Below are 11,825 nucleotides of genomic sequence, written 5' to 3' on the forward strand. Positions count from 1 at the left end.
CCACTGTGGACGCTCAGGGGTTGCGCTGGTGCAGGCGCAGCCTGACGGACTCCGAGGTGACGCCACCGTCGGCGTGCCGGACGAGCTTGCCCCGGCTGACGAGGTCGTACACGCCCTGCTTGGAGATGCCGAGCATGGCTCCAGCGGTCGAGTACGACAGGCCGTTGGCCGTCGGGTGGCCGATCCGGTGCGCGACGACCTGCCCTAGCGGGGCCTGCCACCACGCCGCGGGCGGGTCGAACGGGCCGTCGCTCGGGTAGAGCGTCGCGACCAGCCGCATGGCGGTCCGGGTCGCGACCTCCTGGTCGGGGCCGAGCAGGTCCCGCGCCCAGACCTCCGCCCGCTCCCCGGCCTTGCGCTCCAGCTTGGTCAGCGTCCAGTCCGTGCCGAGCAGGATCTCCAGCGGGTCCAGCAGGTGGCCGGTCACCAGCTGGACCAGCTGCCGCGCCAGCGCTTCCTCGGTCACCGCAAGGGTCATCGCGAGCCTCCTTGACGGCGACCGTAAAGTACTTGACGGTTACCGTCAAGACACCTCGACGGAGCCGCTGGAGCCGTGCACGGTGATGGTCTGACCAGTGACGATCTCCTGCGTGGCGCGCGCGACGCCGACCACTGCGGGGATGCCGTACTCCCGCGCGACGACCGCGCCGTGCGAGTTCGGGCCGCCCATCTCCATCACCAGTCCGCCCGCCGTCAAGAACAGCGGCGTCCACCCGGGATCGGTCGACGGCGCCACCAGGATCTCGCCGGGGTGCAGCTCGGCGCCGACCGGATCGAGCACCACCCTGGCCACCCCGGTGACCGTGCCGGGGGAAGCGCCGGTCCCGCACAGCGCTCCGTCGACGGCGGCGCCGAGCGCTTCCGGTTCGGTGCCGTCGGAGAGCAGCATCCTGGGCACGTGACGCCTGCGCCGCTCGCGCTCGTAGTCTGCTCTGCGTTCCGTGACGAGCGCCGTGAAGTCCTTGCCCCGCAACGCTTCTCGCGCCTCGCGGAAATCGAGGAAGAACACGTCGTCGGCGCGGGCGATCGCGCCGGAGGCGGCCAGCTCGGCACCGACGAGCTTGAGCTGTTCGCGGACGCGGGCGAACGCCAGCACCAGGCAGTACTTCGGCAGCTCGCGGACTCCGGCCAGCGCGCGGATGCGACGCAGCGCCGTGCGCACCAAGCCCCCACGCCGCCCGGCACGCCTGGCCAGCTCCTCGATCATCGCCTCGGCCTCGGCGACGCCCTTCTCGAACTGCTTGTCGGCGGCCCACTCGGGGTCGTCGACCCTGCGGTAGTTGGCGATCATGCCGCGCACGTGCGACGGGTCCTCCGACCAGCGCGGGACGCCCAGGTCGATCTCGGCGACGGCGCGGTGGCCGTACTTGGCCAGGAAGCGGTCGAGGTCGCCGTCCGAACCGTGCTTGGCGATCCGCCACAGCTCCAGGTCCATCTCCGTGGTGACGTTGTGCGGCATGCCCTTCAGCACCACGCGGACGTCGTCGACGGAGTCCGGGTCGCCGATGATCTTCGGCATCGCCGCGATCAGCGCGAAGGTGCCGAGCACGACCGGCATGACGCGCACGACCCTCGGGATCGTGATGTCGGTGAAGATCCGCGTGATGAAGTCCAGCCGCTGCTCCGCGGTGAGCCCAGGGCGCGTCCTCGTGAGCTGGTCGATCTCCTCGGCGTAGCGGAAAGCGTTGGCGCGCACGGCTTCCGGGCGCAGAAGCGCGTGCACGGCCCTGGGCGGGGCGCCGAGCCGCACGGCGGTTTTGACGAGCTTGCGCAGCGTCGGGCCGCGCTTGGTGGTGGTGAGCGCGAACCTCGGGTCTTCGGTCAGCTGCTGGAAGATCTCCGCCGACCTGGCCTCCATCATGCCGAACAGGCGCGGGATGAACGTCCTGCCGACGGGGTTGCGCAGCGCCGTGGTGATGTCGACGTAGATGCGACCCGCGCTGTGCGTGAAGATCGGAGGCCCGTCCAGCGGATCTGCGACCGGGATGCCCGCGCGCCGCGCACCGGCGCCCATCGCCAGCTGCATGCCCGCGAGGCCCGCCGGGGTGAAGGGCGCGAACACGCCCTGCGCCACGTTGGCGGAGAAGTACGCGCGCGGACCGTCCTTTGTGGACTCAGGGATCGGGTAGAGCGTGGTGATCGGGCGGGATTGGGTGAGCCACAACGCGCCGTCGGAGTCCAGTGCCCACTCCGTGTCCTGGGGTGAGCCGTAGTGGTCCTGCGCGCGCTTTCCCAGTTCCACCAGCTGCTTCAGCTGCTCGTCGGTCACGCAGTAGTCCTCTGTGGACAGTTCGACGTGCTCCGTCCCGCCGCCCGCCCTCGACCGGATCGCCATGTGCTTGTCGCCGATCCTGCGATCGAGCACGCGCCCGTCCGCCGCGACCACGAAGTGATCCGGGTTCACCGCGCCGGACACCACTGCCTCGCCGAGGCCCGGACTGGCGTCGACCACGAACTCCGAGCGCGTGCCGGTCACCGGGTTCGCCGTGAACATCACGCCCGCCACCTCGGAGTCGACCATGCGCTGCACGACGACCGCGAGGTGCACAGTGCTCTGGTCGATGTCGTTGGAGTCGCGGTAGCTCACCGCGCGGTCGGTCCACAGCGACGCCCAGCACCTGCGCACCGCGTCCAGCACGGCCTCGGCGCCGACCACGTTGAGATAGGTGTCCTGCTGCCCGGCGAAGCTCGCGTTCGGCAGGTCCTCCGCCGTCGCCGACGAGCGCACAGCCACCGGCACGTCCTCGCCGAGCGCGCGGTAGGCGCTGCTGATCTCCTCGGCCAGGTCGGTCGGAACTGTTGCGCCGCACAGCATTTCCCGTGCTGTGGCGGGCTCGTGCGCGTGGACCGGACCGGTGACCTCGATCATTCTCCGGTAGGCGTCGGTCGTGACGCAGAAACCCGGTGGCACCGGGATTCCCGCGTTGATCAGCTCGCCCAGGTTGGCGGCCTTGCCACCGACCAGCTCGCCCATGGTGCTGTCGAGCGCGGCCAGGTCCACGACCACCTCGCGCCGGCTACTCCCCCGTTGTTCCCCTGCGCTCATCGCGATGTCTCCTCGCGGCCTCGGCCAGCAGGGTCGTCGACCGCGCGACGGTCCGCTGGTCCTCCTCTGACAGGTACGCCATCAGCTCCAGCTGCGCCTCGGCCCGCCTGAGCTCGAAGCCGCGCAGGAACTCCCGCCCCTCGTCGGTGAGGTGCACCCGCTTGGCCCTGCGGTCCTCGGTGTCCTCGCGCCTGCCGACGAGGCCCTTCGCCACCAGTTGCTCGACCATCCGGCTCGTCGCCGAGACGGAGCGGCCGACGTGGTCGGCGAGGTCCTTGACGGTGGGCGTCCGGCCCGCGTCGAGCACGTAGAGGGTGGCGACGTGGACGAGCTGGAGGTCCCCCACCCCGCGGACCACCGACACCAGGAACTCCGAGAGGAGCGCGCGGCGGACCGCGCCGATCTCCTCGGCGACCCGGTCGCTGTCGGGGGTGCTCACGACGGCCTCCAATTGATTGCGTCCTTGCAACTAGTGCATGCATGCACGTTAGCGCGCGCTGGCTGAACAAATCAACAGGTGATGAAAAGATGGGCTCGAACGCTGCCCGAAGGGGAACTGGGATGATCGAGGCCGACGTGGTGTCCGCTGTTCATCGAGTGGGGGTAGCAACGCGATGCGGGACGTGCTATTTGACCTGATCAACGGCATGGCAGGCAGTAGCCCCGTCCTCGACCGGGTGATGCTCTTCGCCGCAGGGCCGTTGATCTACCTGCTGTTCGCGGCGGCCGGGATCGTCTCCCTGCTGGCCATGCGCAAGCAGGACCGGACCACGAACCTGTGGATGGCCGGTCAGGTCGGCGCGGCCCTGCTGCTCGGCTTCCTGGTGAACCGGGTGCTGCGGATGATGGCCTTCCACGAGCGGCCGTTCCAGACCCGCCCGGTCACCCAGCTCGTCCAGCACGAACCCGGGGTGTCCTTCCCCAGCAACCACGCGACCGCCGCGATCACCGTCGCGCTCGTCGTCGGGATCTTCGTCTCCGCGCTGTGGGGCTGGCTGCTCGCGCTGCCCGCGCTGCTCGTCGCGTTCTCCCGGGTGTTCGTCGGCGTGCACTGGCCCTCGGACATCATCATGGGCGGGATCGTCGGCATCGTCGCCACGCTCGTCGTGTGGTGGGCGGGGAAACTGTTGCTGCGCAAGTACTCCCCTGCCGAGCAGGACGAGGAGGACGACCTCGCCGAGCTGACCGCGGTCCTGCCGCGCGTCCCGGCCGCCGAGGAGACCGTCGTGCTGCCGAAGATCCGTCGCTGACGTGGACTGGGTGCCCGAGGACATCGACCTGACGCGGCCGAGCGCCGCGCGGATGTACGACCACTTCCTCGGGGGCTCGCACAACTTCTCCGTCGACCGCGAGGCCGCCGCAGCCGCCGAGCAGGCCTTCCCCGGGGTCCGCTTGGCCATCCGGGCGAACCGCTCCTTCCTCCGTCGCGCGGTGAAGTACTTGGTGGACAAGGGAATCCGTCAGTTCCTCGATCTGGGTTCGGGCATCCCGACGGTCGGCAACGTGCACGAGATCGCCCAGGGGGAGTGCGAGGACGCGCGCGTGGTCTACGTGGACGTCGACCCGATCGCGGTCGGCCACGGGCGGCGCATCCTGGCGGGCAACCCGGACGCGGCCGCGGTGCGCGCCGACCTGCTCGACCCCGACCAGGTGCTGGCCCAGCCCGAGGTGCGCGAGCTGCTGGACCTGGACCGGCCGGTGGCCGTGCTGATGGTCGCGGTGCTGCACTTCGTGCCGGACGAGCAGGACCCGTGGGGCGTGGTCGCCGGGTACCTCGACCGGCTCGCGCCCGGGAGCCACCTGGTGCTCTCGCACGGCACCAACGACGACTTCTCCGACGAGGAGAACTCCGGCTTCGAGACCGTGCGGAAGGTCTACCAGCGCACGGCCAGCCCGATCGTCGTGCGCACCGAGGCCGAGGTCGCGGCGTTCTTCACCGGACTGGAGATGGTGCCGCCCGGCCTCGTGCGCCTGTCCGACTGGCGGCCGGACTCGGCTGAGCAGTGGAAGTCGTGGCGGTGCGGCATCGGCAGAAAGCCGTCGCTCGACTGACCTGGGCCGATCGGATGATCGCGTTCACTCGCCCTGTTGAAGCCGCCGTTCTCGCGTTCGGCGGTCCGGGGCCTCCTGCGGACGGTTGGGCGAGGCCTCGCCCGTGTGGTGGACTGCCCTGGCGAAATGCTGATCTGGGGAGGAACCCGCATGCCCGAGTTGTTGGCCGGTACCCAGCGCGCGCTGCTGCGCCGCCTCGCCGTCGACCAGAGCGAGAACCGCGTCCCGTCGATCGTCGCCGCGGTCGTGCGCGACGGAGCGCCGGTGTGGATCGGCGCGCGGGGCCAGGTCGACGGCGCCGAGCCCACCTCGGACACCCAGTACCGGATCGGCTCGATCACCAAGACCTTCGTGGCCGCGCTGATCATGCGCCTGCGCGACGAGGGCAAGCTCGACCTCAACGACCCGCTCGACCGCTTCGTGCAGGGCACGCCCGCCGGTGCGAGCACGATCGCGCAGCTGCTCTCGCACACCTCCGGGCTGACCGCCGAGTCGCCCGGCGAGTGGTGGGAGCGCGTTCCAGGCATGCCCGCGGACGAGCTGATCTCCTTGCTGGGCAAGCAGTCCGTGCCGCACCGCGCCGGTCGCCGGTTCCACTACTCCAACCTCGGCTTCGGCCTGCTCGGCGAGGTCATCGCCCGTGCGCGCGGGATGAGCTGGATGGAGGCCGCCGAGGCGGAGATCCTGCGCCCGCTCGGCCTCGGCCGCACCACCTTTCTCGCTCAAGCTCCGCACGCGCAGGGCTACGCCGTGCACCCGTGGGCCGACGTGCTGCTGCCGGAGCCCTCGCACGACGGCGGCTCCATGGCCCCGGCCGGGCAGCTCTGGTCGACCGCGACCGACCTGGCGCGCTGGGCGGCCTTCCTCGGCGGGGACACCGGCGACGTGCTGCATCCCGACACCGTCGCGGAGATGCGCGAGCCCGCGATCGTCGACGACGCCGACGAGTGGCGCGGTGGGCACGGCCTCGGCCTGCAACTCATGCGGCACAAGGGAAGGCGCGTCGCCGGGCACACCGGCTCGATGCCGGGCTTCCTGGCCACCGTGTGGGTCGACCCCAAGGACAGCACCGGCGTTCTGTTCCTGGCCAACACCACGACCGGCGGCGGGTACAACCTGCTCGCCGACTACTTCGACCTCATGGCGGAGCGCGAGCCGCGCGTGCCCGCGACCTGGACGCCGATGCCTCAGTCCGAAGTGGACAGTGGGCTGCTCGCGCTGACCGGGCAGTGGTACTGGGGGCCTTCGGCCTACGCGTTGCGGCTGCGCCAGGGCGGCATGCTCGACCTGACGCCGATCAACGGCCGCGGCAGGTCCTCCCGCTTCCGCCTCGACGAGCACGGCGCGTGGATCGGGCTGGACGGCTACTACGCTGGCGAGGAACTGCGCGTGGTGCGCGGGGCCGACGGCGAGGTCAGCCACCTCGACCTCAACACGTTCATCTTCACCAGGACCCCCTACGACCCGAACGCGGCCGTTCCCGGCGGCGTGGACGAGGCCGGGTGGCGCGGTCTGTGATCGGCGAGGGGCTGCGGCTGCGGCACCCCCGGCCGGAGGACCACCTGCGGCTGCTCGCCGTGCTGGACGAGTGGTGGGACGGGCTCGGCGGTGAGGCGGGGTCGCGGCAGCGCGCGTTGTTGTTGCCCCGCCTGTACTTCCAGCACTTCACCACGACGAGCTGGTTGGTGGAGGACGAGCGGGACCGCCTCGTCGGCTTCCTGATCGGGTTCCTGTCCCAGACCGACCAGGACGCCGCGTACGTCCACTTCGTCGGCGTGGACCCGGGCCTGCGCCGGTCGGGCCTCGCGCGCAGCCTCTACCAGTGCTTCTTCGACCTCGCGCGGGAGCACGGGCGCAGTCGGGTGCACTGCATCACCAGCCCGGAGAACACCACTTCGCTCGCCTTCCACACGGCCTTGGGCTTCCTCGTGGAGCAAGGTGAGAAGGTCGTCGACGGCGTGTGGGTGCAGCCGGATTACGACGGTCCCGGACTGGACCGGATCTCCTTCGTGCGCAGGCTCTGACCCCGGAAAACCGTTGTCGGGGGGACCGCGTGGGTCCCCCCGACAAGGGGTTGGGTGAACGTCCCCCAGGTGAGCCCGACCCCCTCGGTCCAGACCCCTGCGATCACCCTGGTCTAGCTGGCCTTTGCAATGCACGTGCATCGTATCCACGTTTCACCGCTCTTGGCAATGCGCCCGCATTGCCAAATTTCCGGCGCTGGCGGTACCTCGCGAACACAGGTACCTTGCGCTGCATGGTAGCGGGGGGCTTCAAAGCAGTCAGCCAGATGCGGCGCGGAGTCCTGGAGTACTGCGTGCTGGCTCTGCTGCGGGACTCCCCGCGCTACGGCGTGGAACTCGTCCAGACGCTCGGCGCGAGCGGGGCCCTCACCACCAGCGAGGGCACCATCTACCCGCTGCTGTCCCGGCTGCGCCGCGACGGGCTGGTGGAGACGACCTGGCAGGAGTCCGTGTCGGGGCCGCCCCGGCGCTACTACTCGCTGACCAGGGCGGGGCACGCCTCGCTCGCGGAGTTCACGGCGGAGTGGACCCGGTTCCGCGATGCCGTCGAAGGATTCCTGGCCCCCTCGGAGGGACGATGAAGGTGATGGAAGACCAACTCATCCGCGACTACCTCGACCGCATCGGCGCTCCGGAGGAGATCGTCCGCGCCGCTCTCGAGGACCAGCCTGTTCCTCCGCCGCCCCCTGCGCCCGCGTCCTCCACCCTGCGGAGGGCGTTGATCGCGGTGGGCGTCGTCGTCGTGTTCCTCTTGGTCGTCGGCTTGGCCTTCTTCCTGTTCTCCGCGTCGCCGAGCGCTCCGCCCATGCCGTAGTTCGGCGGTGGCGCGGAGTCCCTGGCACGCTGAGGCCGTGGATGGGGACCCGCCGCTGCTGATCGTCGACGCCGCCAACGTCGTCGGCTCCGTCCCCGACGGCTGGTGGCGTGATCGGCGCGGCGCCAACGAACGCCTTCGTGACTCGCTGATTCCTTTGCGCGACAACGGTTTGCCGTCGTTTCCGGGGCCGCTCGAAGTCGTCCTCGTCGTCGAAGGCGCCGCTCGGGACGTGTCAGGGGTGGAGGGCGTCCGCGTCGTCTCCGCGCCCGGCTCCGGCGATGACGCGATCGTGGACCTCGTGCGGTCCTCCGCTTCTCGGCACTGCGTCGTGGTCACCGCCGACCGCGGCCTCCGCACCCGCGTCACCGAGCTCGGCGCCGACCTCCTCGGCCCCCGCGCCGTCCGCTGACCGGTTTCGCTCAGCTGAGCGATTGCCTGAACGATGTGCCCGGCTTGGTAGTTCCCCTTCTTCGGCCCGCCGCTGACCATGGCGAGGAGGGGGAAATGCGATGTACCAGGTACCGGGCTGAAGCATGGCTCAAGGGGACGTCGGCGATCGCGTTCGCGTTGCGGCCGACATTGTGCGGGCTGCTCGGTCGCGTGTGCTCGACGCACACGAGCTTGCCGCCGACGCGCGCGACGCTGTGGCGGTCGCGATGGAGGGAAGCGCGCCGGAGCACCACACGGGCGCGGTCGGTGTGCTGTCTGAGACCGTCTCCGTGATCGAGGGGGCCGCCGAGTTCGCCGGGGCGCTCTGCGCGGCCTTGAGTTGCTTCGCCGATCGCATGGGGCGGGCCGGGAACGGAGCCGTGCTCGCCGTACCTGCGGCCATCTCAGCGTTCGTGCCGCCCGGAGCTGGGGCGGCCGTACCGCCGGGACGGTGGAAGGGCAAGACAGCGAAGGAGCACGTGCTCAACGGCGGCGTGGACATCGGCCGTGCCGCGACGGGAAGCAAGAAGATGCCGACGCGGCTGTTGTCCTCTTATGCGGAGCTGCACGAGCTGTTCGCGGCGCTACGCGTGGGCGCGGAGCTGGCAGACAAGCCGAACTACCCGGGGCAGTTCTACCGGTTCCCCGATGGGACGACGCTCGCGTACCGGACGCACAGCCGTAGCGGCGGAGATAATGACCCGACGCTGGACTTCACCGCCCCGAACGGTCAGACGACGACGCTCACCACCGAGAAGGCAGCGCTCAAGGTGCACGTGAATGAACAGGACGGCACACCGTGAACTATGACGACCTCAAGGCATACGTTGCGGCGTCCTTCGAAATCGACTGGATGTCACTGATCGACATCGTCGCGTACTACCGAGAGACCGCCGACATCGGCACAGCCTCCACGGACCTGCTCTTGCAGGGCGCCACCGCCGCCGCCCAGCTCGTCCGCGACGGCGCGATGATCCCCGGCGACCTCACTCCCCGCTTCCAGCCGTGGCCGACCACCCCGGAGGAATCGGCCGCCCGCATTGAGGCTGAAGCCGCTGAGCTTGCCGCGACGGGCGGTCCGCTCGAAACCGGCGACATCGCGTGGTTCACCGCACCGGAGGACTTCCCCAGTTAGCCCTGCGAACGCCAATGGGCGCCCGGGTTCATCGTCTCGGCGCAGTCGAAGTCCCTGATTCGCGCTTTCATCCCGAGACCTCCGGAATGCGTGGGCGCGAAGACGCGCTGGGCCGCGCCTTCCGCGGCCGTGGTGTCGAACTCCCAGCATGTGAGCGTTGGAATGCCGTGCGGGGCGCCTCGTGTTGACTGCTGGCGTGACCTCTGCGAAGCCCCGCGCCCGGGTGCGCGCCCCTGAACTCACCGGTCGTGGCTGGCTGAACACCGGCGGGGCGGACGTCAAGCTCGCCGATCTGCGCGGCAAGGTCGTGCTCCTGGACTTCTGGACCTTCTGCTGCATCAACTGCCTGCACGTGCTCGACGAGCTCCGGCCGATCGAGGAGGAGTTCGCCGACGTCCTGGTCACGATCGGCGTGCACTCGCCGAAGTTCACGCACGAGGCCGATCCGGAGGCGCTGAGGGCGGCGGTCGAGCGCTACGAGGTCCACCACCCGGTGTTGGACGACCCGGAGCTGGGCACGTGGCAGCAGTACGCGGTGCGTGCCTGGCCGACGTTGGTCCTGGTCGACCCGGAGGGCTACGTGGTGCACGTGGCCGCGGGGGAGGGCCACGCCGAAGCGCTGCGCAGGGTGATCCGCGAGGTGATCGCCGAGCACGACGCCAAGGGCACGCTGCACCGGGGTGACGGCCCCTACGTCCCACCGCCCGCGCCGGAGACGGTGCTGCGCTTCCCCGCCAAGGCGATCCGCACGCCGAGCGGCTCGATCCTGGTGGCGGACTCGGGCAGGCACGGCCTCGCGGAGCTGGACGAGAGCGGTGAGAACCTCTTGCGCCGCATCGGTTCTGGCGTGCGCGGGAGGGCGGACGGGGACGCGCCGACGTTCTCGGAGCCGAACGGTCTCGCCCTGCTGCCGCCCGAGATCGCCGAGCGGGTGGGCTACGACGTGGTGGTGGCGGACACGGTGAACCACCTGCTGCGCGGAGTCCGGCTCGCGGATGGGCGCGTGTCCACTGTGGCCGGTACCGGGAACCAGTGGCGCGACGGGAGAACGGGCGGACCAGGACTTGAAGTCGATCTTACGAGTCCGTGGGACGCCGTGTGGTGGCCGCCCGCCAACGGTGTCGTGGTGGCGATGGCCGGAAATCACACGATCGGGCTGTTCGATCCTTTGTCGGGCAACGTTTCCCGATTTGCCGGAACGACGGTGGAGGGCCTGCGGGACGGCGCGGCCGACCAGGCCTTCTTCGCGCAGACCTCGGGCTTGGCCGCCGATGAGGACCGGCTGTGGCTCGCCGACTCGGAGACCTCGGCGCTGCGGTGGATCAGCAAGGGCGACAACGGTTTCACGGTGCACACGGCGATCGGCGAGGGGCTGTTCGACTTCGGCCACCGGGACGGTCCGGCGAAGCAGGCGCTGCTGCAACACCCGCTCGGCCTGGCGCTGCTGCCCGACGGCAGCGTCGCGATCTGCGACACCTACAACGGCGCGGTTCGTCGCTACGACCCCGTCGCGGACGAGGTTTCCACGCTGGCAACGGACATCGCCGAGCCGTCCGGAGCGGTGCTCGTCGACGGGGAGCTGGTCGTGGTCGCCTCCGCTGCGCACCGCCTGGAGCGGCCCGTTCCCCCTGGTGTGAGCGCGCAACTGGTCGCCGGAGCCGCGCAGCAGGTGCGCAGGCTGCCCACGGACATCGCCGCTGGCGAGGTCGAGCTGGTCGTGGTGTTCACGCCGCCGCCCGGCGAGAAGCTGGACGAGCGCTACGGCCCGCCGACCAGGCTGGAGATCACCTCTTCGCCGCCGGAGCTGCTCGTCGAGGGAGCGGGCGCGAGCACCGGGCTGAGCCGCCGCCTGGTCATCGCCGAANNCAGGCGGCGAGCTGCGACGTCGACGCGGAGCACCCGGTGTGCCGGTTGGCCCGTCAGGACTGGGGCGTTCCGGTCCGGGTGGACCAGCGCGGACTGCGGCGGTTGCCGCTGGTCATGGGCGGAATGGACGAACAGGCTGAGTGATCCGCGTCACCGACCGGTGCCATCCGCGCGCGTTACACCGCAACGAAGGTCTGGTGTGTGACCGGTATCCGTGGTAGCTCGCCCCGGCGCGCCCAGTAAACTCCGCTGGTGCCCGATGCCAAGCTCGAAATCCAGCTTCTCCACGATCGCGTCATGGTGAAAGTCGTGCGGGAGGCGGGGGAGCGGCGCAGCGGTGGTGGGATCGTCATCCCGGCAACCGCCCAAGTCGCGAAGCGCTTGTCGTGGGGCGAGGTGTTCGGGGTTGGCAACCACGTCAGGACCGTCAAGGTCGGCGACCGCGTGCTGTTCAAC

Annotated in this window: 12 protein-coding genes and 2 pseudogenes; 11 read left to right on the forward strand and 3 right to left on the reverse strand. The window is 70.3% G+C overall.

The features are described 5' to 3' along the window. Positions 1–13: 13 nt before the first annotated feature. Genes CCN37_RS14980 through CCN37_RS14990 form a run of 3 tightly spaced genes read right to left on the reverse strand, consistent with a single transcriptional unit; the run spans position 14 to position 3,485 of the window. A complete protein-coding gene (locus CCN37_RS14980) occupies positions 14–478 on the reverse strand; it encodes a hypothetical protein (RefSeq protein WP_086821373.1) in 465 nt (154 codons plus the stop codon). A gap of 45 nt (positions 479–523) precedes the next feature. Further along, positions 524–3,046 (reverse strand): PEP/pyruvate-binding domain-containing protein, encoded by a 2,523-nt coding sequence (locus CCN37_RS14985; RefSeq protein WP_086821374.1) that lies wholly within the window; start codon positions 3,044–3,046, stop codon positions 524–526. Next, a complete protein-coding gene (locus CCN37_RS14990; RefSeq protein ID WP_210408029.1) occupies positions 3,018–3,485 on the reverse strand; it encodes a MarR family winged helix-turn-helix transcriptional regulator in 468 nt (155 codons plus the stop codon). Before CCN37_RS14990 ends, CCN37_RS14985 begins: the two co-directional genes overlap by 29 nt. A gap of 208 nt (positions 3,486–3,693) precedes the next feature. Here CCN37_RS14990 and CCN37_RS14995 point away from each other — a divergent pair, with 208 nt between their 5' ends. The 11 genes and pseudogenes from CCN37_RS14995 to CCN37_RS15045 all read left to right on the forward strand — a co-directional run. After that, positions 3,694–4,296, forward strand: a complete 603-nt coding sequence (locus CCN37_RS14995; RefSeq protein ID WP_168200680.1) for a phosphatase PAP2 family protein — start codon at positions 3,694–3,696, stop codon at positions 4,294–4,296. 1 nt (position 4,297) lies between these two features. Next, a complete protein-coding gene (locus CCN37_RS15000) occupies positions 4,298–5,098 on the forward strand; it encodes an SAM-dependent methyltransferase (protein ID WP_246843056.1) in 801 nt (266 codons plus the stop codon). A gap of 150 nt (positions 5,099–5,248) precedes the next feature. Then, complete coding sequence (locus CCN37_RS15005; RefSeq protein ID WP_086821376.1) at positions 5,249–6,616, forward strand: serine hydrolase; 1,368 nt, start codon at positions 5,249–5,251, stop codon at positions 6,614–6,616. After that, positions 6,601–7,122, forward strand: coding sequence for a GNAT family N-acetyltransferase (locus CCN37_RS15010; protein WP_086821377.1), 522 nt, complete (start codon positions 6,601–6,603; stop codon positions 7,120–7,122). Before CCN37_RS15005 ends, CCN37_RS15010 begins: the two co-directional genes overlap by 16 nt. Before the next feature lie 233 nt (positions 7,123–7,355). After that, positions 7,356–7,703, forward strand: coding sequence for a PadR family transcriptional regulator (locus CCN37_RS15015; protein WP_086821378.1), 348 nt, complete (start codon positions 7,356–7,358; stop codon positions 7,701–7,703). Positions 7,704–7,708: 5 nt separating this feature from the next. Next, positions 7,709–7,936, forward strand: a complete 228-nt coding sequence (locus CCN37_RS15020) for a hypothetical protein (protein ID WP_143261609.1) — start codon at positions 7,709–7,711, stop codon at positions 7,934–7,936. Between the two features lie 37 nt (positions 7,937–7,973). Further along, on the forward strand, positions 7,974–8,348 hold the full coding sequence (locus tag CCN37_RS15025) for an NTP pyrophosphohydrolase (protein ID WP_086821380.1): 375 nt from the start codon (positions 7,974–7,976) through the stop codon (positions 8,346–8,348). Positions 8,349–8,472: 124 nt separating this feature from the next. After that, the gene (locus CCN37_RS15030) at positions 8,473–9,171 is read left to right on the forward strand and encodes a hypothetical protein (RefSeq protein WP_143261610.1); all 699 of its coding nucleotides are present in this window, start codon (positions 8,473–8,475) and stop codon (positions 9,169–9,171) included. Next, the gene (locus tag CCN37_RS15035) at positions 9,168–9,503 is read left to right on the forward strand and encodes a hypothetical protein (protein WP_086821382.1); all 336 of its coding nucleotides are present in this window, start codon (positions 9,168–9,170) and stop codon (positions 9,501–9,503) included. Before CCN37_RS15030 ends, CCN37_RS15035 begins: the two co-directional genes overlap by 4 nt. A 223-nt stretch (positions 9,504–9,726) precedes the next feature. After that, positions 9,727–11,513, forward strand: a pseudogene (locus CCN37_RS15040) (NHL domain-containing thioredoxin family protein). 108 nt (positions 11,514–11,621) lie between these two features. Next, a pseudogene (locus CCN37_RS15045) lies at positions 11,622–11,825 on the forward strand (co-chaperone GroES); the annotation flags it as partial.

It is taken from the genome of Allokutzneria sp. NRRL B-24872, from assembly GCF_002155965.1.
Lineage (GTDB): Bacteria > Actinomycetota > Actinomycetes > Mycobacteriales > Pseudonocardiaceae > Allokutzneria.

What these genes read in the sequence shown, in the direction of transcription:
- CCN37_RS14995 (WP_168200680.1), top strand. Translation starts at nt 3,694, where the DNA reads ATGGCAGGCAGTAGCCCCGTCCTCGACCGGGTGATGCTCTTCGCCGCA.
- CCN37_RS15005 (WP_086821376.1), top strand. Translation starts at nt 5,249, where the DNA reads ATGCCCGAGTTGTTGGCCGGTACCCAGCGCGCGCTGCTGCGCCGCCTC.
- CCN37_RS14985 (WP_086821374.1), bottom strand. Translation starts at nt 3,046, where the DNA reads ATGAGCGCAGGGGAACAACGGGGGAGTAGCCGGCGCGAGGTGGTCGTG.
- CCN37_RS15015 (WP_086821378.1), top strand. Translation starts at nt 7,356, where the DNA reads ATGGTAGCGGGGGGCTTCAAAGCAGTCAGCCAGATGCGGCGCGGAGTC.
- CCN37_RS15020 (WP_143261609.1), top strand. Translation starts at nt 7,709, where the DNA reads ATGGAAGACCAACTCATCCGCGACTACCTCGACCGCATCGGCGCTCCG.
- CCN37_RS14980 (WP_086821373.1), bottom strand. Translation starts at nt 478, where the DNA reads ATGACCCTTGCGGTGACCGAGGAAGCGCTGGCGCGGCAGCTGGTCCAG.
- CCN37_RS15030 (WP_143261610.1), top strand. Translation starts at nt 8,473, where the DNA reads ATGGCTCAAGGGGACGTCGGCGATCGCGTTCGCGTTGCGGCCGACATT.